A 22,365-nucleotide genomic window follows, 5' to 3' on the forward strand; every position below is an offset into this window, starting at 1 on the left:
GTATGTTCTAGCATCGTTTTCCAGCTCAATCGCTGTCGAGGCTCGAAAAGTCCGATCGGAAGCTAGTGTCCGGTCTTAGATACGGAATAATCCAGCCTCAAGTCATTGAATTTGTTGTGGTTACTATTGCGACAAAATGGAATATAAGGAGTTGCTTGGCACGATAGTGATACGAACGTTCGACATGTCGCGGAGGCTCTCTCGCCCACGGGCAGATTCGAGCCACCAGCTCTACAGCGATCATCAGCTTAGGTTTTTTGGTAATTTCAATAAGAGAGGCAGTGGGATCGCGGGGCCTTATACGCAATGCGTACTATGCATAAATATACGCGAGAACGTATAACCGCGAGATATTCGCGGTCGCGTATATTGACTCGATATACGCATTCGCGTATGCTGTTTTATGGATACGATTGCCCGCACCCCCCAACAGATTGGCGCCGGGATCAGGCGCTACCGGCGGCAGAAGAAGTTCACCCAGGCTGGCCTCGGTGAGAAGATGCATGCGCGTCAAGCGACGGTCTCGAAGCTGGAAGCTGGTGCACCTGCAACGCAGCTGCGCATTTTGATGGATGCGCTGGCCGCGCTCGACCTCGAGTTGGTCATCCGGCCGCGCACCAAATCGACGGCTGAAGCGATTGAGGATCTGTTCTGATGGCGCGTCGTCCTGCCCGCGCGCCGATAACGTCTATCTCAACGCACGGCTGGTCGGGCGGCTGCGGCGCGAGAGCAGCGGCGCAACCGATTTCCAGTACGACAAGCAGGGGCTCGCGTGGGAAAATGCCATCCCCGTTTCGGTGTCGCTGCCATTGCGGGAGGATCGTTATATCGGCGATCCCGTCGTCGCTGTTTTGACAATCTTCTGCCTGACAATGACGACATCCGCCGTTGCTGATGGCGCCGACGCTTACAGCCTGCTCTCCGCAATTGGCCGCGATTGCATCGGCGCGCTGCAATTCCTTCCCGACGGTGCCGCACCCGGCGCTGCCGGCATCATTGATGGCCGTGCCGCTAGCGATCAGGAGATCGCCGCCATTCTGGGCAATCTTGCTAGCAATCCGCTCGGCATCGGCCCTGACCAGGACTTCCGCATTTCTCTCGCGGGCGCGCAAGAAAAGACAGCGCTGCTTTACTGGAAAGACAAGTGGCACGTGCCTCATGGCATGACCGCAACTACGCACATTATCAAGCCGCAGATCGGGAAGTTGCCGAACGGAATCGACCTGACCGGCAGTGTTGAAAACGAGCACCTCTGCCTTGAGCTGGTTGCGGCACTCGGTTTGCCTGTCGCCAAATCAAGCATCATCGATTTCGCCGGGCGTCGCGTGCTCGCAGTTGAGCGGTTCGATCGCATCTGGACGCGCGACGGCCGCCTGTTGCGGCTGCCGCAGGAAGACTGCTGCCAGGCGCTGTCCGTTCCACCCGCGCGAAAGTATGAATCCGATGGCGGACCCGGCATCCGTAAAATCTCGGATTTCCTCAAGGGCAGCGATACGCCTGAGGACGACCAGGCCATTTTCTTCAAGGCGCAGATTGTGTGCTGGCTGCTTGCCGCCACCGATGGCCACGCGAAGAATTTTAGCATTCATTTGGCGCCGGGCGGACGTTTTCATCTTGCCCCCCTTTACGACATCATTTCGACCCAACCGAGCTTGGACGCTGGACAGATCAGCCAAAACCAAATGAAGCTGGCCATGGCGATCGGCAGCAACCGGCATTACGTCGTCCACACGGTTCTCGGCCGACATTTCGTGCAGACTGCGAAAAGCTGCGGTCTACCCGACAAAACAGTCAAGGTTGTCATCCAGCAGCTCGGCGATACAGCCGCAAAAGCCATAGATCAGGTGCTGAATGCGCTTCCAAAAGGATTTCCGGAGAAGATGGCCATATCGATTGCCGATGGCGCGAAGCGCCGTGTGAGTTCGCTGGCTGTGCTCAACAATCGTGAATGATCGCCGGTTTGCGCAAGCTGCCAGCCGGCTACGATGACCTCCGTGAACGGTGGTGGCAGGAAGACCGGATCGACCAATCCGAACCTGGAAGCTGCCTACCGGAGGAGCAGCAGCGCGATCAGCAACAGGGAGCGTTGCCCGAAAGCAGCCAACCAGCGGCTCAGCCAGTCGGCGTTGGCATCCGACAGAACCCGCTTCTTGTGGCCGCCGATCTGGCCGGGCGCCAGCCCACCGGTATCACGCCTCAGGTTCTTCCACTTCGTCACGCAGGAGGGGCTGATCTGGAGCGCCTCTGCGATCGAACGAACCGTCTCGCCCGCGTCAGCGCGAGCCAAGGCGCGTTCACGATGTCTTCCGAATAGGGACCGTCATCCATGCTGGCCTCCGCCCTCCAGCATGGAGGTTGAATCAGAAATCGTTCCCGGTGGGAATCCCGATTCCAGTCAAAAACAACATGCTCTCTAGTCATCTGGAACGCAAGTTCGTGACATTAGTTGATCGCTCGAATCTCTAGAGAGGAGAGCGCTCGTTGCGAATGCAGGTGTGAAAGGCCGGCCGATCGCGCCGTTGTTGCTGAGTCCGCAGGAGCGGGCGTACTTGGAGAGGCAAGTTCGTCGTCATCGCGTAGCCCGATCGCTATCTGAGCGGTGCCGCGCGATCCTGCAGTGTGCAGATGGTCTGCCAAGCAAGTCTGTGGCTGCCTTGGCATCCATGAACACACCGTTGGCAAGTGGCGCCGCCGATTCTTGAAGGATCGCTGTGATGGTCTGCTTGACGAAGCCCGCCCTGGCCGTCCTCGAACCATCGACGACGATCAGGTTGCTGAGGTAATCGAGCGGACATTGCGTACGACGCCGCCCGACGCGACGCGATCCGCTCGATGGCTGCGGAACGCTCGATGGCTGCGGAAACTGGCTTTTCTCACACCACGATCCGCCGGATGTGGGCGGCGTTCGGCTTGCAGCCGCACCGCAGCCAGACATTTAAACTGTCGAGCGATCCGCTATTCGTCGATAAGGTGCGCGATATTGTCGGGCTTTACCTGTCCCCACCGAACCGAGCCGTTGTCCTCAGTGTCGATGAGAAAAGCCAGATCCAGGCACTCGATCGCGAGCAGCCAGTCTTGCCGATGATGCCTGGGGTGCCGGAACGTCGCACGCACAGCTATGTGCGGCATGGTACGACCACGCTGTTTGCCGCGCTCGATGTCGCTTCCGGCTTCGTCATTGGCAAATGCTACAAGCGCCATCGGGCGGTCGAGTTCTTGAAGTTCCTCAAAGAGATCGACGCTCAAATCCCTGAGGGGCTCGCTGTCCATATCGTCATGGACAACTACGCCACCCACAAGACGCCCAGGATCAAAGCGTGGCTCGCTCGCCGGCCGCACTATCATGTCCACTTCACGCCGACTTCCGCCTCATGGATCAATCAGATCGAGCGCTGGTTCGCTGAACTCACGAGAAAGCAGATCCAGCGAGGTGTTCACACCTCCGTCAGGCAGCTCGAGGCCGACATCCGTACCTTCATCGAACGGCACAACGATAGCCCGAAGCCCTTCAAATGGACCAAGTCCGCAGACCAGATCTTGGCTTCCCGTCAAACGCTTCTGCCACAAAGCCCAGCAGACTTTATGTGGCGAACTTTAGGTTCACGTGACCAGGGCGCGGACTTATAATGCGCGGCCAGCCATAGGCGGATAGATGCGAGTTGGACGAAGGCAAGGTAGTATCCTGCAAGCCTGTCGTAGCGCGTCGCACCCGACGGCACTGCTTGATCCTGTTGAAGAACCGTTCGACGAGGTTGCGAGCGCGATAGAGGTACGGGCTAAAGCAGATGGATCGCTGTGATTGCTTTTCGGCGGGATGTTGGCCCACGCGCCCTTCTTCATGGCAAGCTCCCTAATCCAGTCGGCGTCATAGCCACGGTCGGCAAGGAGCATTGATCCGGATTTGAGACGAGATAGCAGTTTTCCGGCAAGTCGAACATCGTGCGCCTCGCCGGGGCTCAACGCAAGCCCTATCGGTAGATCATTGCTATCGACCACCGCGTGGATTTTGCTTGTAAGACCGTCGCGTGACCTTCCCATCGATTGGCGCTGGTTTCTTGTGATACAGGCCCCATGTTGATGGACGCGAACAATGGACGTATCGATCATCTGCACGGCAGCATCATGGGCACCACCCAGTACGCTCAGGAGCTTGGGCCACACGCCCGCCCGTCGCCAGCGAACGAACCGATTGTAGCAGGTCGTGTACGGATCGAAGCTTTCCGGCAGGTCGCGCCACAGTGCCCCGGATCGCAAGACCCAGAAGATGCCATTGAGGACACGACGGTCATTCGCTCGTGGCACGCCGCGGGATTTATTCGGCAGCATCGGCTTAATGGCAAACCACACTTAGTCCGTGAGTTCGTAGCGCATGATTCGAGCCCTTCCGATGGATGGCTTGAATCATGGCTCGGCTGGCAGGCTCAACTGGTCGTTATGCACCCGAAAGCGGACCTATTATACTCACCTTGAGTTTTGTAGTTCGTGACCCTTAGCGGGCGCGACCAGCTTGCGCGGTTAAGAGCCCAAGGAGGGTCAATCTGAGATCTTTCTCCAAGCGCCGTCAATTTTCTGCCAGGTGCCGCTAGGTTGGCACGGATTGTTCGGATTCGGCCTCATCCGTATTGTACTGACTCCGGGTCCAATCATCCCCGGCCCAAAATTTTCCGGTCTAAACGACAGGTCGACCGGGTCACACTCTGCCAGACGCGCGCTGTTCTTCTGTTCATTCGGCGCAATGAATTCTGTTGCGCCGCGACCGCCGGGCACGGGTGCAACCGGAATGAGGATTCCTCTCAAGTCCTTATAGACATCAAGTTTACACTTCCTGACATCGTCGAGAGTTGCTCGGAGTTCCTCTCGTCCGACGCTGTCGTATGCGCTCTTCGATACGTCGGGAGACACCGTAACACCAAGGTCGCCTAACTTCTTAAGGAGGCCGCTGACTTCTACTTGCACCTGCCCCTTTATCTTCATGTCGCTTGAGCTGCCGCGCGTCGCGACTATGCCGCAGATCTTGTCGGCGGTGGTCGTGATATGGTCTAGGGCTTTTGCAATATCCTGCGCTTGCGCACCACAAACCCAAATAGGGGCCAAGCCGCACGCAGCAGCAATAAGTCCACCTGCGAGCATGCGTTGCACCATATCTGGCACTCCATGCTATGAAGGACGAGGTAGCCTATCTGATTGCAACCATCTGTTGCAATAGCGAAACCGGGCCCTACGCGACCGCAGAGATTGAAGCCCGGCCGTTAGCGATCCTCATTCTGGGGACGACTGCTGCTTTTGGCCCATCTGCGAAGTGACGGCACGTTTGAGTGAGGTCCGGTCCGTGGGGCATTGCGGACCTGATTTACTCAGGTTGAGTTCGTCGCATTTGACCCCAAGCAGACGAATTCGCACGGGTTGCCATTGGCAGAAGTGTCGACGTGAGCGATTTCCTACCGACGCGGATCGCCCCGCCGACCTGCCGACACCTTACCGGCCCCGCGACCGCGGACACGTGACTTCACAGACCACACAAGTAGCCGCGCAAACAATTCCGTATTCAGCAATTCCCAGTGGTCCCTGCGCAGCCGGGCTTAGGCGCGCAGCTATGACAATCTTCACACGGACTACTGACGCTGTTCCTTCTTTGGCACGGACCGCAGCCGAGGTTTTGATCAGGCCAGCCTCCACACGGACTGTCCGCAAAGGCCGAGCGCGAGAAGGCGGAGGCGAAGGCCGCGAAAGCTGCTGCGCGCACAAGGAGGGGCCAAAGAGCCCGACGCGAGGTGGTGGTGCTCTGCAAGCCATCCTGATTATTGAGAACGGTGGCCTTTCTTGCAAATGCGACGACATGTGCGAGCCACAGGGCGGTTAGTGCGAAGGCACCAGTCATAACGAACGGGAATAGTGCAGCCCAATTTGCCCAACCGGCGAGAGCTGTCAGTGACCACCCCGCGCCGGCCGCTAGGAAGGCCTTGCGAATACAATTCGGACATTGACCAAGACTTCCAACGAGAGATGCGGTTGAGCGAGCCAATACAGCGTTCATGTTACCCTCCACAAGAGCACCGACGAGAAAGGTAATCGTTGTCACGCCTTTTCGATTTCAAAATGCTGCACTTGCAATATGTTCACGCAACAACTCTCAGGAATATACCGCCAGTGGTTTGTTGGATTACTTGAATTCAATCAGAGAGACTATTAGTCGCAGACCGGTCAGCGCGACTTACGCAAGCGTCGGGTGGGATCATTCGGATCCGCTACTGCGAAGGTTGATGGTTGGCAAAGCAAAGCGGCTGGGTTATCGATCCCCAGAACAAAAACCGTATCCCGACCCGGTTGGCGGAAATGATTGCGCGTGCCATGCCGCAAGTGTCGGACACTCGGGTCGCTACTATCCGCGCACGCATGGTCGTGCGGCAAATGAAGGTTTCTCGCACACTGCGATGTCGTCGCCCGTGATCTTTGGGCGCCTTACTGGGATGTCTTGATGGTGCTGTCTACGGTCCTGCGTATCAAGCGAACGCGGGATGGAAGAGAGATTGATGATGAGATCATTGCTGACGTCGCGACGCGCAAGTCGATGGCGATTGAGCAGAACCGCCGGGCCGAGTGGCGCGAGGCCGAGCTTGCCGCCGGGCGCTTTCGTGCCACATGTGACCACGCTGAGGTCGCACGGCTGTCATCGTCTGCACACGATCCGGTGCGCTAATTTTAGCCACCGAGATCGGAAGTCATGGCGGACGCACCCGCACAGATGAACTTGGAACAGCCCGACGCGGGACACCGTTGAGCCTTCTCCTTAATCGGCCTACATGCACCGGATGATCTGGTGGTGGCTGTGAGCCCCGTCACGCGAGCTGTCTACTTCATTTGGTAAATGCCTCATATGCAGCCTGCATGAGCTGCTTCAGCAAATCGCGATGCTTCGTGACATCGCTAGTTTCCAACGAAAGTCTGTACGCGCCATAGTTAGCGAAGCTCAGCTGCTCTATTCCTGCTGCTTCTATTTTCTGATCGATTTCATCTGTGCGCTCTAACCGGATCGCAATATTCACGGTGCTTTTCCTAGGTCTGAATGTACAAAAGTTGAGCGGCTGGCCGTTCTTATACATCCCGATGTAGTGCTTGTTGTAGGACAGCACCAACGACGGATCGATTTCGCGTGCAATCTCCAGCAGATTATCCGCGAGCTGAACTGTGGCCTTCGAAGCTCGTTTTTCCCAGTCTGCGCGATCTGTTGGTGGAGGCGGCGGACCTTCCTCCAGCCCGCGTTTCAGCTCATCCACTATTTTGGTAAATATCACAGTGTTATGTTGGCCCACTTTTAGAGCCTGCATTTGCAATGCGATTAATGGAATACTCCCATTGAAAAGTGAGATCACGTTGAAAAAGCGGCTGGTGATATCCTCAGCTATCAGAACCGCACAGTGATCGTATTGCGGGTAGCGTTTCCGCTCAATGTCCCAATATTCGATCGTACGTATTATGTGCGCTTCGTCAGTAGGTCCGAGTTGGATTTCGACCTCGTAACGGCGTTCTGCTTCAGGATCAGGATCTTCAAGCAGCAAATCCAGCCTACCGGCTCTCGGCTGCATGCGCTCTTTGTCACGAAGAACCAATTCTCCCAATCCCAAGATTGACGGTTTGTCCGCAATCAGCGCTTGAACCCATTTTTCATTGAGCTCTGGATGCAGCTTCAGGGATATCCGCTCTGCGCGTACGAAATTGGCCGTAAAGTCATTGGCTTTTTCCAACATGTGATCCCCCGGAAATGGGCGGATTTTAGCTCCGCCGCTCTCTTCGTCATCAATGCGCCTTTAGCTTAGCAAAGTTTGGCTGACAGACACCTCTAAATCTCGCGATCGAGGGCGCAGCCTGCATATGGGAGGCTGGCGATCCCTACCATCATCACTTATTGCTCCGATCTTAGAACTCGCGCTTCATCGCCGGGTGCTGCCGGGTCTTCACCTTCATCCAGTGCTTGGTCCTGCCGTCCTGATACGGCCTCAAGCCCCAGTTTGCATCCAGCTCGAAAGAGATCAGGCCCAAGCTCGCCACGTTCGAAAGGGATTGATGAAGACGCCCTCGGGGCGCCGCGCCAGCAGTCGCTCCAAGTTCGCCTTCCGCATCGACGACGGGAGCATGCGGAAATCATCACCGCTGTCCGCGAGAATATCGAAGGCACAGAACTGTACCTCGTGGTCATGGCTTGCGCGAGTGCAGCGCGTTGAAATCTGAGACGCCAGCGACACCCAGCACGACCGCCTCGCCGTCGAGCACGAACTGCTTCTGGCGGACCTTGCGTGCGGCTTCGACGATCCATGGATAGCGGCTAGTCCAATTGTAACCGCCGCGCGTGATCAGGCGCACGCGATCGCCATCGCGCTCTAGAAGCAAGCGATAGCCGTCGTACTTCACCTCGTGAAGCCAATCGGGGCCGCTCGGGACCGCAATGCCCTTCGTCGGCAGGCAAAACTCAAATGAACGCATTCGGGATAAATGGGCATTTTCGGCTGATTTGCGAAATGCGGCCTCAATCGAGGGCGCAAGTTCGAAATCAAGTTCACGGCTTGGACGGCAGATCGGGAGCGATATCGCTGCGACCGCTGTCGGCAATAACTCGCTCTACTTCCGACGCGAGCACATCAAGGTGTTCGGCCAATCTGGCAAACAACTCGCGCTTCCTGGCATCGGTCGCCAAGTCGCGAATATGAGCGCACTCAGCGGCGTCTCGGGAAAGCTTCTCGAACTGGCCTGCATGTCCTTTATTTTGCGGCCCCCATGTTCCGGCGCGGGAACACTACAAATACTTGTTCAGTCCACAAGTGCACAGAGTGAAATCACCGATTGGGACTAGCGTTCGATGGCATGGCGCACTCCTCACGCGCCAGCCGTCGGACCGCCTGCCCCTATGTCCCCTCCAGCCTCGTAAGGAGGGCAGGCTGGTCCGAGGAGGTTGCGCAAGTGTCAGTCATGATTGCTCCATACGTGGATAGGGCTGGCACGCGTAGCGAACAACCTCCTGTCAGGCTGCTGAGGTTATGAGGCAGCTCCTAGGCACACCGGGCCTCGCTTTAGGGCCTTCCTATTGACCCTTGGGTCGAGATCATTGGTGACACTCGGCATGGGCACCAAAGATTATGCGGACGATCCTCAGGATACGAACAGTTCCAGAATTAACTCGCAACAGCAACATCAAGCTTAATTCCAGAGTGTGATTGCGACCGCGCTCCGGCGCCTTAATGTCTTGCAGACCGGAAATTGCCCTGTCCGGTCCACACCGGAGAAGTCGCCGCGCCATTATACTCGGTGCGGTGGCTTCGCCACAGGTTAGCCACGCGAGCTTCAATTGAGAGAGCGGCCGGAACGCGAAACGCTTGATCTCATCGACATGCGTCGCCAACTTACGGCGCTCCGTTCTAAACATTCGAACAATCTTCTGATTACTTCGCTGTTGAACCGCTTTTTCGTGAAGGTCGCCTTTCTGATAGAGCCAACAGACCTCGCGCCCGAACGGTATCTTCGGTTGGAATTCGTACGAACGTTGCTAAAGGTCAAGAGATCGCGGCACGGACGAAATCTGAATAAGCCCCTTGTGATGTCGGTTGTCGTCGGTAGAGCGGACGCGGGGCCACGCTCGCTTCGACGCCTGCTGACCCTGGCTGTGTGAAAAGTCGCGAGTCGGGTACGATTCCTCCGTTTCCAGACGGGGGATACGGATGGGACGTTTCGTTGAAGGCGCGGACAGATCCCAACTGACGCTCTTGCCGGAATGCCTGGAGGATTGGGTAAGCGAGGACAATGCGGTCCATGTGATCGATGCGTTTGTCGAGGCGCTGGACCTCCATGGAATGGGGTTCGAGCGTGTAGTCGCCAAGGAGACGGGCCGGCCCTCCTATCATCCGGCAGTCCTTCTGAAGCTTTACATCTACGGTTATCTCAATCGGGTGCAATCCAGCCGGCGCCTTGAACGCGAGGCGTGCCGCAATGTCGAGGTGATGTGGCTGATTGGCCGCCTGGCTCCTGATCACAAGACGGTCGCCGATTTCCGGAAAGACAATGGCGCGGCGATCCGGAAGGTTTGTGCGAAGTTCATTGCCCTATGCCGGCAGATGGGCCTGTTGCAGATCCCGAGCGTCGCAATCGACGGCAGCAAGTTCAAGGCGGTGAACAACCGCGACCGCAACTTCACGCATGCCAAGATGGCGAGGCGGATAGCGCAGATCGAGGAAAGCGTCGGTCGATATCTGCGTCAACTCGATAGCGCCGATCGGCAGGAGCCATCGGAAGCGATCAGCATCAAGACGACGAGGATTAAGGAAAAGATCGCTCGGCTGAAGCAGGAGATGAGCCGCCTGGAAGTCCTTGATGCGCAGATGCGCAACACGCCGGATCAACAGATATCGCTCACCGATCCGGACGCCCGTTCGATGGCCACCAGCGGACGCGGATCGGGCGTCGTCGGCTACAATGTCCAGGTCGCCGTGGACACCGAACACCATCTGATTGTTACGCACGAGGTTATAAGCGTCGGCAACGACCGTGGACAGCTTGCTCGGATGTCGAAGCAAGCCAAAGAAGTGCTCGAAGTGGACAAACTCGAGGCGGTCGCCGACCGTGGCTACTTCGACGGAGAGGAGATATTGGCCTGCGAAGAGGCTGGCGTTGCAGTCACCTTGCCCAAGCCCATGACGTCGAACGCCAAGGCGGAGGGCCGGTTCGGCAAACAGGACTTCGCGTACCTGCCTGATGAGGACGTCTACCGCTGCCCTTCCGGCCAGCTGCTGCCCTATCACTACACCAACATCGAGCATGGAATGACGCTGCGCCGTTACTGGTCGACAGCGGCGTGCCAATGCTGCGAGATCAAGAGCCAATGTACGCCGTCCAAGGAGCGCCGCATCACGCGCTGGGAGCATGAGCATGTGGTCGAGGAGGTCCAGAGACGGCTCGATTCCGATCCCGACGCCATGCGGAGGCGGCGCGAGACGGTCGAGCATCCCTTCGGCACGATCAAAGCCCGTATGGGTGCGACCCACTTCCTGATGAAGCGCCTACCGAACGTCGCCGCCGAGATGGCGCTGCATGTTCTCGCCTATAACCTCACACGGGTGATGAACATCGTCGGCAAACCGGGCCTGATTGCAGCCATCCGCGCCGCCTGAAGGCCGAAAAGTGCGTCCATAGCGCAATACCACTCGCGATACCCACTTTGGCCGGTCATTGGACGATCCGATGCGAGAACATCGAACGCCTGCAATGATTGGCGATCACGGTCGCGTACTGACCATCTGTTTGCACACCACCAAGACCCAATGGAGACATTCCGGCCATTGCGTTCGATGCTATAATTGGAGCACCAACGGTAGCGTAGCACCTGGATTTGGGGAGTTCCATTGACGCCTAAAAACGAGTCGGGACTTCAAAACAAGGCTCTCGTCAGCGAGCCGGCTCTGGAACGTGCCGAACGCTTGGCCAATCTGCTGGCCTCGATAGTCGAGTCTAGCGACGATGCGATCGTTAGCAAGAATCTAGATGGCATTATCACAAGCTGGAACAAGGCGGCTGAGCGCATCTTCGGCTACTCGGCCCCCGAGGCGATCGGCCGGCCTATTACACTTGTGATCCCGGAGGACCGGCAAAGCGAAGAACGCGACATTTTGACCCGCATCCGACGAGGTGAGCGCATCGACCATTTTGAGACTGTTCGGCGACGGAAGGATGGTAGCTCGATCATCGTTTCGTTGACCATTTCTCCCGTCAAAGACGGCAACGGCAACGTCGTTGGCGCATCAAAGATTGCTAGAGATATTACCGAACGGAAGCAAACTCAGGAGCAGATTAGTATTCTGGCTCGCGAGGCGGAGCACCGAAGCAAGAACATCCTCGCGAACGTACAGGCAGTCATCAATCTTTCTCAGTCCGACACCTCCGAGGGCCTCAAGGAAGTGATCAGCGGGCGCATCCAAGCGATGGCAAATGTTCACTCGCTGTTTGTTGAAGCGCGGTGGATAGGAGCCGAAGTCTCGGCCATCGCCAAGCAGGAGCTCGCCCCTTATCTCGAAGAGGGCGACGACAAGCGGATCGTGATGGAGGGTCTGCAGACCGTGTTAGACCCCACCGCTGCGCAGGCGGTTGCTGTGGTCTTGCATGAATTAGCAACCAATGCTTCCAAGTATGGAGCGCTATCTAACGCGAAAGGCCGCATTGGATTGGCCTGGTCGCGCACCGAGGATGGACAGCTAATGCTCCGGTGGACGGAATTTGGCGGTCCGAGGGTAAATGCGCCCGAACGCAAGGGCTTTGGTAGTCGCCTCATCGAAGGAACGATCAGCCCGCTTGGCGGCAAGGTGCTCTTTGATTGGCGCGCGGAAGGGCTTGTTTGCGACATCACCGTTCCGACATAAAATCCCAGTCGAGCTTGGCTTCGCCGCTCTCGCTCGGCAACTTCTCCTCATGGCCCATATCGTCGCTAGAGCGGACGCGGGGCCACGCTCGCTTCGACGGCCGCTTGTGACCCGCACCGACCTCGGGCGACATTTCAATGCCCGCGCGGCGGCGGGTCTCCGATGTCACGACAGGCGTCGTCCAAATCTCGCCGAGCGTGTAAAAAGGCTCCGGCGACCGAGACGGGATTGGTAACATTTCGTGATTAAACTGCTTAACTCTCTAATCGACTAATGATTATTTCGAGAAAATCATAGGAGCCGCCATGTCCTCTCCAGAAGAAGACGATCGGCGCGAATTTTTAAGATCCTGCGGCAGGTTCGCCTCCGTAACACCTCCCACTATTACAGCGTTGCTTTCGACCTCACTTGGTAGCAGCGCAATTACCAGCTCGAACGGCCGGCGTCGTGTATGCCTAATAACTATCGCTGAGAGCAGAAGGCCGCACGAGAGGCAGCCTTAGACTGTCACCGGTATTTGCCGCCGGGTAATGAAGCGAGAAGCTGGACAATCGCGGCGACTTGCACTTTCGGGTTTTAGCCCGCGAGCATCGGCCGCATGTGCTCTACGAGCGCTCCGATTGCCGTAGCCTCTCTCGCATTTCCCCGCTGTTCATTGATCAATCAGGTAGGCGGCTGCTTACTTGACCGCATCTTTCCGTTCGGACGCGTCTGCTGATGGCCCATCGGCGAAGTCGCGGCTGGCGTCATGGAGGTCCGGATTTTGAGGCAGAGCGGACCAGATTTGCTCATTCTGAGTTCTTCGCAGTTTGACCCACAGCCGACTTGCACGAAGCTTCAGAGAGGCGCTCTCGCCTTCATCAAAACGAACAGGTGAGAACCGGCAGCGATTAGGGAGAAAATGACTATCCCTAATTCAGCACTGTGCACATGCTGCGGCGCATATGTTGAAGCCAGCCAAATGAAGAGCCTGACGACCGCCATGAAGGCAATCATTCCCCACATAGCGAGCCATTTTGGCGCGTACCAAGTTGGCTCTCCATTTGGACCCCACTGCATAGCAATGCGCTCGCTTGCGACACGCGGGCCAAGATAAAGGTTTAACCCAACGACCAACGCGATAGCGAAGCCAAAGACGTAGTCTGCTGGCACCATGCTTTCCGCCTTCAAACACCAGCCGAGACTATCCAGAGACGGACAAGCAATCCACTCTTGTTTAGGTGGAGCCGTTTGCGTCTCGTTCCTTATGGTTGCCGATAGATTGACTGGACGCTACGACCGCTTCTGGCCCTCTTCGGAAGTCCGACAGCGTCCGCTTTCGTGCCGCTGTTGGATGAGAAGCGGACATCACGCGCGCCTTCTCTTAGCAGCAGATTTTATGATGGGGTGGACGCCCCGCCGACGGCATCGATGTGCCAAAGTGGACGTGTGGGTTAGCATAATCGGTCTGGATATCGCCAAGCATGTTTTCCACGTTCATGGCGCGGACGGGAAAGGACGGACTTTGTTCAGCAAACGGATCAGCCGGGGAAAGTTGCTGGATTTCTTCGCGGCTCAGCCGATTTGCACAGTAGCCTTAGAGGCATGTGGAGGAGCTCATCACTGGGCTCGGCAGCTCGCGCAGCTTGGCCATAGCGTTTGGCCGATCCCTTCCCGCCTATGTAAAGCCAATTTGTGAAGCGACAAAAGAACGACGCAATTGATCGAAGCCGCGCAGCGGCCCAGCATGCGGTTCGTTGCCGTAAAGAGCGAGGAGCAACAGGCTGCGGGCTTGGTATTTCGAACCCGTGACCTGTTAGTGCGGGAACGAACCCAGCTCATCAACGCGATCCGAGGACACTTCACGGAGTATGGCTGGATTGCGCCCAAGGGGCCATCACATGTGGCGAAACTTACCGATCACATCGAAGAAGAAAGCCATGGCCAGTTCACTTCCCGAAGCGGCCCGCCCCATGTTACGAATGATGCTAGACCTGCTCGCCGAGTTGAATGGCAAGATCGCATATCTCGACCGGGAGATCGCTCGGCGCGCTTGCGAAGACGAGGTATCGCGCAGGCTGATGACCATTCCTGGCATTGGCCCAATCTGCGCCACCGCGATCGCCGCTCTAGCGCCGCCGGCCGAGACCTTTTCCAAAGGCCGTGACTTCGCGGCATGGGCTCGGTCTCACGCCTCTTCAAAGATCGACAGGCGGCAAGCAGAAGCTCGGTGCGACATCCAATATGGGCGAACGCACGCTTAGGCGCCTCCTCATCATCGGCAGCAGCGCGGTTGTGCAACAGGCGAGCAAAACGCGGTGCGCCAAGTGGTTCGTGGCTCGAACAGATGCTGGCTCGCAAACCACGCATGCTGGTAATGGTCGCGCTCGCCAACAAGATGGCGCGGATCGTCTGGGCGCTACTTATCAAGCAGGAGAATTACAGGGCTCCGGTCGCAGCTAAGGCGTGATCCTGGCGGACCTGAGGTCGTCGGAGGTGTAGTCGGTCGAAGGAGAGTATGGCGCAACAATCGGCGAGACGAGGCCGGAAGAACCAGGCGTACTCATCGTGCCCAGAGCACGCTTTTATGATTGGTTCCGGTCTGCGAACTCCCATACGGGCCCGCAGCTTCATCGCTGCACCATCAGAGGCTGGACAGATGGCAGCATCCGACTACGTGCCGATCTTCTTCAAAAATCGCTTGCATCTCGCGGGGCGTCCACCGATGAGTACGCACCCTAAGACATGAGCGACGTCCTACACGCTCGACGCGCTGAGGCCGCCAGTTAACTGCCCCTTGAGCCTCTTCCGCTCACGCCGAGGTCCCAGAATGATACCGGTGCGGCGCTGAGCGCCGCCTGCGCGAATTCCTGCGCGATCTCCGGCGTGCTCTTGGCCGCCATACAGCCCCTTCCCGGCCAACGCCGACTGGTATCCACTACAGCCGTCGTCATCCCTATAAGATTTAGTGAATGGATCAATTTCGGCGAGGATTGCATCCTCGCTAAATCTGAAAGTCCGCGGAAGAGGCGGTAAGGGCGCATCGCGATGCTGCCCGTGAGAACGCCTCGTCTGCAGTCAGACGTGCGCTCAGAGCTCAAGGCGCGCTTGCGTCAGTCCGCAGAACGAAGGGCCTCTGAGTGCGATTGGCGCAATGAGTTGCACCTGGGCCGCTGCCGCGCGCCTCCGCGGTCACCTTTCGGGGAGATCGAGCGCCGCCATGTCCGTAGATCTGCCGGCCGAGGGTTTTCAACAAGCGCCCCATTCAGCGTGCCGGCATCCGAAAACAACAGGAGGTAGCGACGCCCGGGTGGAAGCAAAATTGACGCTCCTCGTAATTGGATGGCCGCTTCACAGCTCAAGCCCGTGGTCCCCAAGCACTTGGCGCATCAGAGGGCCCTTGATCTCGCGGGCGATCTCCTCGCCGATCTGGGCCCCGAATTGCACCTCGGCATCGCTATCTCCGGTTAGCTGATGCTCGGCGAGCCGTTGCTCAAGGCGGCTCGGAAACTCCTCGTCCATCGCCTGCCTGAGCCGGCCCTCCATCTGTGCATAGGCTTGTGGGGCGATCCGGCTCACCACCATCTCCCAGGGCTGCCAGCGAGTTGCCAGATAGTCGGCGAACCCGGCCGCCTCCTCATTGCGCACCTGGATCTCGGCTGCGGTGATGTCGTCTTCAGTGACGTGGGCGACATCAAAGAATCGCATGTCCGGAGCGATGAGCTGCAGGTCCAGCCGCTCACGTAGCTTGACCTGATAGGCGAGATAGACCTCGATCTCGTCGACGAACCCGAGCGAGTCGACCTTCTGACGGGCGATCGGCTCGAGTGCGTTCAGGCGGAACAGGACCCGCGCCTGCTGGATGAGTTCGCCAAGCCGATCGTCATAGGCTCCGTCCTCGACATCAGCCTTCAGACGTGCGGTCTGCATGCCGTTCCAGGTCAGGGTGACTCGATCCTGGCAGGTCTCGCTCGCCCCGTAGGCCAGCTCGAAAAACTGCCGCCGCAATTCCGGCCTGATCGCTGCCTGCCGTAGATCCTCGGCCACCGCCTCCCGGAATTCGGGATTGTCATAATTCACAGTCTTCTGCAGCTTGTCGAGGAAGAGCGCGTATTCCGGGGCCCCCTCCTCGTGGGCGAAGTTCTGCCAGGCGGCGATCGCCTCCGGCTCGCCCTTCAACCAGTCCGCGACCGCATCGGCCAGCGGCCGTTCCTGGACCACCATTGTCCCCTCATCCATTGAAAAGAAGACGCGCGGGCCGGCATAGCTCGGCGCATTCAGGGCTGCCGCCAAATTCGTCCGCACCTGCTCGGGCAATGCATTATCCTCCACATAAACCATGCACCCAGAACCTAGCCGGGTTAGCAGGGTCTCCGGCAGGCTGGTCAGCCGATTGTTGCGTGCCTCGAGCACCTGGAGCTCGGTCGGGAGGTTCTCGGGCAAGCTCGACAGGCTGTTGCCGCTGACGTGGAGTCTCTGGAGCTCAGTCGGGAGGGTCTCGGGCAGGCTGTTCAGCCGGTTATCGCGGGCGAAGAGCAACAGGAGCTCGGCCGGGAGAGTGTCGGGCAGGCTGGTCAGCCGGTTGCCGTCGGCTTCGAGCTCTTTGAGTTCGGGCGGGAGAGTGTCGGGTAGACTGGTCAACCGGTTGCTGCCGAGGGCAAGCGACTGAAGCCCGGTCGGTAGGGTGTCGGGTAGGCGGGTCAGCAAGTTGCCGCGGACATCGAGGTCCTGGAGCCCGGCCGGCAGGTTGTCTGGCAGGCTGGTCAGCCGATTGCTGCAGACGGCGAGTGTCGAAAGGCTCTCCGGAAGCGTTTCGGGAAGCCCGGTCAGCTGGTTGCCGCCGATGACCAGAGATTGGAGTCCGGTCGGGAGGGTGTCGGGCAGGCGGGTTAGCCGGTTGTTGCTGGCACCAAGCGTCCGGAGTCCGGACGGGAGGGTGTCAGGCAGGCGCACCAGCTCGTTATCGCTGACATTGAGCGACTGGAGCCCGGGCGGAAGGGCGGCGGGCAGTGTCGTCAGGCCCAGATCATGCAGCTCCAGCCCTGTATAGACGTCGCCGGCCTCTGCCCAGGCTCTAATTCGTCTTACGGCCTCTCGGCGGTCTTCGTCTTCCGTCTGCCCCTCCTCGGCGGCCCAGTTGTCCAAGATGTGGTCGAGCCGCGATTGCCTGAGGACGGGGTCTTCAAGGTCCGTCGTACTGCCATCGCCTGGCCGGAGCTGTCGGCCGAAGATTGATGCTCCGAGATTTTGCTGCCAAGGAATTGCCGGGGTGGTTGGCCACTCAGGCACCACATCAGCGGGCCACCAATGCTCCTCCTGATCGAAACTTTGCGTCGGCCAATTGGCGGCTGCATCCAGGCCGTGCCAACTATCCGTCAGACTGAAACTACCGGCTGGCAACTGGCCACCGCGATCCGCGGCCGCAAAAAGCAGATCTTGATTGACCCCGTGTCCAGAGAAGGCGGGCGAATCCGAGGGCAACCGCGAGGTGCCTTGTCCGACGCGATCCCCGTGCGGCATTCTCAAAAAATCTGCATCTCTGTTCGACACAACGTCGCGGTCGCCGAGACTATTTGAATGCTGGGGCGGGCGCTCGTGCGGATGCAACTCGTTCAGGTGCTGCTGAAACCCCGCTTGGTACTCCTGCTGCTGTTCCAGCTCGTCGTCGTACGCCCGCTCGACATCTGGGGCCTCGAATGGGTGGAGGTGGTTGAACGGATCCATCCAATTCTCCTGACAAATCTGAGCAGCTAATGTCGAACCTGGATAAACACGTTCTCGCTACGCGGCTTAGCTTTCGAGAAGCTGACGAGGAATCAGAATGATTGTAACTGCCCTGTTAGATCTCCGTGGGAGGCTTAGCGCTTGAATGCCCGTACCGCAGTTCGGCATGCCGAGTCCGGACCATCTCGGGGTTTCGAGAAGCCGATTTTTGAGCCTCTCAAGAACGTCCGCGCTTGTGCGCGCCGGAAGCTGGGAAGCATCGCAATGTCGGTACCAGTCTGGTCTACTGAACGTAAGGTCATATGTCCGCCGCTGCATGGTCCATATCTTCCGACACCGCCTTGCTAGCGACCTTCTCCGGTCCGGCGCGACTTTGTCGCAGAGCGGCCAATTGCTCCGAAGCGAGAGCCATGACCTAAGCGGCATCTTTGACGAAGGTAGAAATCCAAAGACTCGCATATTGACCCTGCCGGGGCTGGTACGCATCCACTGACCCCTTCCGCGATTCGCAACGCGAGCGGGCCAAGCGTTTGGACACAAGGATTTGGCCGCAAGAGTTTGGAGACAACGACCAGCATGAGGCGTGGCGGCTTGCCGAGTTCGTCTCCTTGATGGCGAAGAAGGCCACGACCATCAGCACGAAGCTCGCCGCAGCCTGGGCGCTCTGCCACTCGATCGGCACGCATCAGGCCTTGCGATAAACCGCCGTTTGCGGTTTCGCGCACCACGTCGCGAATATCGTGCCGGAGCAGACATCTTGCTATCCTGCGCGCCGCGCCAAGCTACATAAGCACGATGCGAAGATCGGGGCCTGCTGGGCGAAATCCTTGTCGTCGTCTTCGAGTAGCGCCTCGAGTGCGATGATCGTATCGTTGTGCGGACATTCATCGGTCACGTCCCCCCGCGAGCCTTGAGCGCAGATGTGCAGCCACATTTTCAGGCGGTGAGGCAGGCGGGCTCGGCGACATGCGTCTATTCCTAGGGCGATGGGGCTGCTGCGCCTTCCGGCGCTGGCGCCGCTTGCTTCAGGCGCTCTAGGTAGCCGCGTGCTCGCGAAATAACCGCCTCGACCACTGTGTCCAGGACGGGATCGCCGCCGGCAGGCATGGCTTCGACCTCGGCCTTGGCCGCCATTGCATGGTGCGTCACGGCCTGAGCAATCTCCGAGACGCGCCGGATCGTCTGCGCTGGAGAGAGCTTGCAGTCGATGGCGAAGCGCTCCCAGTGGTTGCGTCCGAGCTGGTCGGCCTGCTTCTGCCCGCCGATCTTCTGAGCCATGTTGCGGGTGATCTTCGGATATGGCGCCGCACAGACGATGTCGTAGCCTGGCGCCATGGCGGCGCCGCGCGCCGATAGCATCAGCGAGTAATTTTTGGCATGGGAATCCGTATTCCACACTATCGGATTGAAAATGGCAAGATCGACGAAGCGGGCGGTCTCCTGTGCTGTCATGTGGCGCTGGGTCACGCCGACCATGTCGGCCAATGATGGTCCTTTTAGTCCTCTATCGTTGTTCTGGTACTTGGCAGCTGGCGGTCGGCCCAGGGCTTGGCAGAAGTCCTCCTGATGCAGCCGCCGCCACCTCTTGCCGTCATGACGGCGGTCATAGCGCTCAACCAGCAGGTAGCTACGTTCGCCTGCCGTCCCGGTCGTCACCTTCGGCGTCGGGATTCCGATCATGCGCGCGAGCGTCAGGCAGAATGCCTCGTTCTGGACGGCGCCAGGCAAGCGCTCGCCATCGGGCTTGATGATGTGGGTCGATGGCGCGCCGTCGATCGGTATGTAGAGGGTGTCGCCATCCAGAGCGACGGCGAGCTTCGTCTGCACACCGGCAAGCGACATCGACACGCCATCTTCCCCGACGAGAAAGGGCTTGTGGGGTAGCTCATTGAGGATGCGCTCGAGCGAGGCCTTGTCGGGAATCTCTCGCCATTTGCCGGCGATCAGCCCGGTGCCAGGCTGTCCGACGGAGAGCGCGCCGGCGGTGTCGCGGCCCATCTCGGCAAGAAGGCCGATGACATCGGCCGGGGACTTGCCGAGCATATGACCTACGATCCCCAGAGTTGCGTTCTCCGGCAGCAGATTTGCCGCCCATACCAGAATTGCCGAAGCATCATGCGACGCCTGCGAGAGCGGCATGGTGAGCGACACAGGGAAGGCGCCGGTCAGCCCGCGCCAGGATTCGGCATAGGTGAAGCCTGACGCTTCGTCGGCGGCCGTGATCCAACCGACCTCTCGCGTTTCAAAGTAGACGGGAAGACGGTCCATGAGGCTCCTCCTCGTCGCTGTCGGGAATGTCCGGTGTCTCGGAAGTGTTCGCGCGGCGGACTTGCGCATCCTTGAGAACCTCCTCGATGCGCAGCCCAAGCACGTTTGCCACGTGCAGGCTGCGCCCGAGCTGACAGGTGCTTTTTCCGGCCTCGAGGTCGACGATGAAGCGCTTTCCTGTCCCGCTCACCATGGCCAGCTCGTCCTGCCGGAGGCCCTGGCGTTTGCGTTCTTCCTGGATGAGGCGACCGAATGCTGCAGCGAACTCGGCGGCTCGGCGTGCGACACCGGTCTCGCCAGGAGCCTCGTTTCCGCCCGAGGGGGGATTGCGTTTTGGAGGCGTGTTCATAGCTCTCTCGCCGTAAGTTACCGAGCGGGAACTTTATGGGTTGAAACAGCAAATGTCCAGAGGAAAGTTACCGAACGGGAACTTTTCGCCGATCCGATGGATAGAGGATAAAAGTTACCGAGCGGGAACATTTACCTCGAGCCGAGGCTAAGCGATCCGGAAAGTTACCGATCGGGAATTCTGCGCCGGGCAACTGGGTTCATTGAAGAGGAGATCGACGGCGACCGTGCGCCGGGAAATCCGAGCCCGATCGAGCGAAGCATGGTCCTTAGCGTCCGCTCGGTGTCGAGCGGCGTTGCCGGCCCACAACGATCTCCGCGACTGGCAGCGGATGGGGGATATAGGAGACGAGCTCGCTGCGACGAGAAACCGCGTCAAAACATGAGGCGCTAGGTGATCCGGGCGTGCCCATGATTGCCAGCGCACTTCCCATTCGTGTGAAAGGCCGGATGATTCGAGCCACGCAGTTCAAGATCAATGGAGAAGCTATGACCAAGCGCCAAATGATCCAAGGAACGCAATCCCGGTTGCAATCTGACACCAAACTAGGGTGGCTCTGCGCAGCCGAAGGCCGCCTCCTCGATACATGCGCCATGTCGGCGGCAGACCTCGTCGAGGTCGCGAACGGGTCCGAGGCAATCGGGAAGCCGCCCTGCAGGCGGTTTGTCATGAACCGCGAAGATCGAAGGCGAGAGCCCGATGCGACGCCCCGGCCGTTGTCCGCATACGCTCGCCGTTGGCCGAGATCGCCGCGCGCCCAGCTGAAGCGGGCGATGAAGAATTCCATCGTTCGATGCAAAATTATCGTTAGGTCGAGCAGATAGTCGATAAACAGGCGGGAGCGCCCATCCGCTCCGGTCGCGATCTGTTGCGCAAACTCTCGCGCAACGTCGATTCCGTGCTTGAGTTCACCCGGATCTCGACTCGGTGAATCAGAATTTGCCGAATTTGAGAATGCCCTCAAGACCACACAGGACTGTGTAGTGATTGTGATCTCGATGCTGGATGCGCGCGCGGCGCTAGCACGTGGCGCGGCGGACAGAGCCCTGGTATGGCGCTCGCTGCGCATGGGGCTATCGGCTGCATTCCTTCCGTGGGCGCCGATTATGGTTTTTGCCGGTGCAGGGCGAGCAAATCGTGCTTGCGCTCGGCCACGAACAAGCGATCGCGCTTCTAGCAATATCTGTTCGGGCTGGCATGGGGCATCTTGCCGACATTGTGGCTCCTGGCGAATCCGCAGTTTCATGGCGGCGGTCAACTACCCGACGCCAGGCTTGTGGATCACTCTCGCCGCCATCCCGACCAACGCACTCTGTTGATCAGGCCAATTCGGCTTGCCGCAACCGGCCTTGTGAACAGTGCGACTTTCGTTGCCGGGATTTGGTTCGGCGACCCGGGACGCCGGTTTCGGTGCCGTTTTCGGGCCTTTTTTTCGCAACGGCGCTTCCGATGGGTGTGATCAGCACGACAGCCGTTGCCGCCCATCAGATTGCCTTCCAACTCGCAATTGCCTTTTCATGATTCCGTTCTGCATCGGGATGGCGGTGAGCGTACGGCGGATTGACAACATTCATCTTCGCCTGTCTGCAGAAGCGTGGTGATGCCCGCGTAGGTCCGGCGGCCCCGATGGCTGTGCGCACGTGCATCTTG

General features: G+C 58.8%; 13 protein-coding genes and 4 pseudogenes. 8 read left to right on the forward strand and 9 right to left on the reverse strand.

What is annotated here, in order from left to right; genetic code table 11:
- Positions 1 to 403: 403 nt before the first annotated feature.
- Both HZZ13_RS23295 and HZZ13_RS23300 read left to right on the forward strand, forming a co-directional pair.
- Positions 404 to 655, forward strand: coding sequence for a helix-turn-helix domain-containing protein (locus HZZ13_RS23295; RefSeq protein ID WP_197961863.1), 252 nt, complete (start codon positions 404 to 406; stop codon positions 653 to 655).
- On the forward strand, positions 639 to 1,952 hold the full coding sequence (locus HZZ13_RS23300) for a type II toxin-antitoxin system HipA family toxin (RefSeq protein WP_246504529.1): 1,314 nt from the start codon (positions 639 to 641) through the stop codon (positions 1,950 to 1,952). The genes HZZ13_RS23295 and HZZ13_RS23300 overlap by 17 nt, the downstream gene beginning before the upstream one ends.
- A 95-nt stretch (positions 1,953 to 2,047) precedes the next feature.
- Here HZZ13_RS23300 and HZZ13_RS36920 read toward each other — a convergent pair.
- Positions 2,048 to 2,293 (reverse strand): annotated as a pseudogene (locus HZZ13_RS36920) (helix-turn-helix domain-containing protein); the annotation flags it as partial.
- Positions 2,294 to 2,495: 202 nt separating this feature from the next.
- Here HZZ13_RS36920 and HZZ13_RS23310 point away from each other — a divergent pair.
- Positions 2,496 to 3,598 (forward strand): annotated as a pseudogene (locus HZZ13_RS23310) (IS630 family transposase).
- Between the two features lie 16 nt (positions 3,599 to 3,614).
- Here HZZ13_RS23310 and HZZ13_RS23315 read toward each other — a convergent pair.
- Positions 3,615 to 4,326, reverse strand: a pseudogene (locus HZZ13_RS23315) (IS5 family transposase); the annotation flags it as partial.
- Positions 4,327 to 4,533: 207 nt separating this feature from the next.
- A complete protein-coding gene (locus HZZ13_RS23320; protein ID WP_197961864.1) occupies positions 4,534 to 5,142 on the reverse strand; it encodes a hypothetical protein in 609 nt (202 codons plus the stop codon).
- Positions 5,143 to 6,475: 1,333 nt separating this feature from the next.
- Between HZZ13_RS23320 and HZZ13_RS23325 the strand changes: the two genes are divergently transcribed.
- Positions 6,476 to 6,697, forward strand: coding sequence for a hypothetical protein (locus tag HZZ13_RS23325; RefSeq protein ID WP_197961865.1), 222 nt, complete (start codon positions 6,476 to 6,478; stop codon positions 6,695 to 6,697).
- 157 nt (positions 6,698 to 6,854) lie between these two features.
- Here the strand turns inward: HZZ13_RS23325 and HZZ13_RS23330 are convergent, their stop codons facing one another.
- Positions 6,855 to 7,745: a DUF5655 domain-containing protein gene (locus HZZ13_RS23330; RefSeq protein WP_197961866.1), complete on the reverse strand. Its 891-nt coding sequence runs from the start codon at positions 7,743 to 7,745 to the stop codon at positions 6,855 to 6,857.
- A gap of 445 nt (positions 7,746 to 8,190) precedes the next feature.
- Positions 8,191 to 8,604 (reverse strand): ATP-dependent DNA ligase, encoded by a 414-nt coding sequence (locus HZZ13_RS36925; RefSeq protein WP_246504531.1) that lies wholly within the window; start codon positions 8,602 to 8,604, stop codon positions 8,191 to 8,193.
- 1,103 nt (positions 8,605 to 9,707) lie between these two features.
- Between HZZ13_RS36925 and HZZ13_RS23340 the strand changes: the two genes are divergently transcribed.
- Entirely contained in the window at positions 9,708 to 11,153 is a 1,446-nt protein-coding gene (locus tag HZZ13_RS23340; protein ID WP_197961867.1) for an IS1182 family transposase, read from the forward strand.
- Positions 11,154 to 11,384: 231 nt separating this feature from the next.
- Complete coding sequence (locus tag HZZ13_RS23345; RefSeq protein WP_210349446.1) at positions 11,385 to 12,395, forward strand: PAS domain S-box protein; 1,011 nt, start codon at positions 11,385 to 11,387, stop codon at positions 12,393 to 12,395.
- Between the two features lie 837 nt (positions 12,396 to 13,232).
- On the opposite strand, the gene HZZ13_RS23350 is transcribed toward HZZ13_RS23345, so the two are convergent.
- Positions 13,233 to 13,550 carry a DUF1648 domain-containing protein gene (locus tag HZZ13_RS23350; RefSeq protein ID WP_197961868.1) on the reverse strand — a complete coding sequence of 106 codons (318 nt, stop codon included), beginning with the start codon at positions 13,548 to 13,550 and terminating at the stop codon, positions 13,233 to 13,235.
- A 226-nt stretch (positions 13,551 to 13,776) separates the two neighbouring features.
- Between HZZ13_RS23350 and HZZ13_RS23355 the strand changes: the two are divergent.
- A pseudogene (locus HZZ13_RS23355) lies at positions 13,777 to 14,844 on the forward strand (IS110 family RNA-guided transposase).
- 881 nt (positions 14,845 to 15,725) lie between these two features.
- Here HZZ13_RS23355 and HZZ13_RS23360 read toward each other — a convergent pair.
- Entirely contained in the window at positions 15,726 to 18,098 is a 2,373-nt protein-coding gene (locus tag HZZ13_RS23360) for an NEL-type E3 ubiquitin ligase domain-containing protein (RefSeq protein ID WP_246504532.1), read from the reverse strand.
- A 530-nt stretch (positions 18,099 to 18,628) separates the two neighbouring features.
- Here HZZ13_RS23360 and HZZ13_RS23365 point away from each other — a divergent pair.
- Positions 18,629 to 18,799, forward strand: a complete 171-nt coding sequence (locus tag HZZ13_RS23365; RefSeq protein ID WP_197961869.1) for a hypothetical protein — start codon at positions 18,629 to 18,631, stop codon at positions 18,797 to 18,799.
- A 277-nt stretch (positions 18,800 to 19,076) separates the two neighbouring features.
- Here the strand turns inward: HZZ13_RS23365 and HZZ13_RS23370 are convergent, their stop codons facing one another.
- Complete coding sequence (locus HZZ13_RS23370) at positions 19,077 to 20,366, reverse strand: type II toxin-antitoxin system HipA family toxin (RefSeq protein ID WP_210349447.1); 1,290 nt, start codon at positions 20,364 to 20,366, stop codon at positions 19,077 to 19,079.
- Positions 20,341 to 20,715: a helix-turn-helix domain-containing protein gene (locus HZZ13_RS37415; RefSeq protein ID WP_197961871.1), complete on the reverse strand. Its 375-nt coding sequence runs from the start codon at positions 20,713 to 20,715 to the stop codon at positions 20,341 to 20,343. Before HZZ13_RS37415 ends, HZZ13_RS23370 begins: the two co-directional genes overlap by 26 nt.
- Positions 20,716 to 22,365 lie beyond the last annotated feature (1,650 nt).

Source organism: Bradyrhizobium agreste, from assembly GCF_016031625.1.
In the GTDB taxonomy this organism is placed as follows: domain Bacteria; phylum Pseudomonadota; class Alphaproteobacteria; order Rhizobiales; family Xanthobacteraceae; genus Bradyrhizobium; species Bradyrhizobium agreste.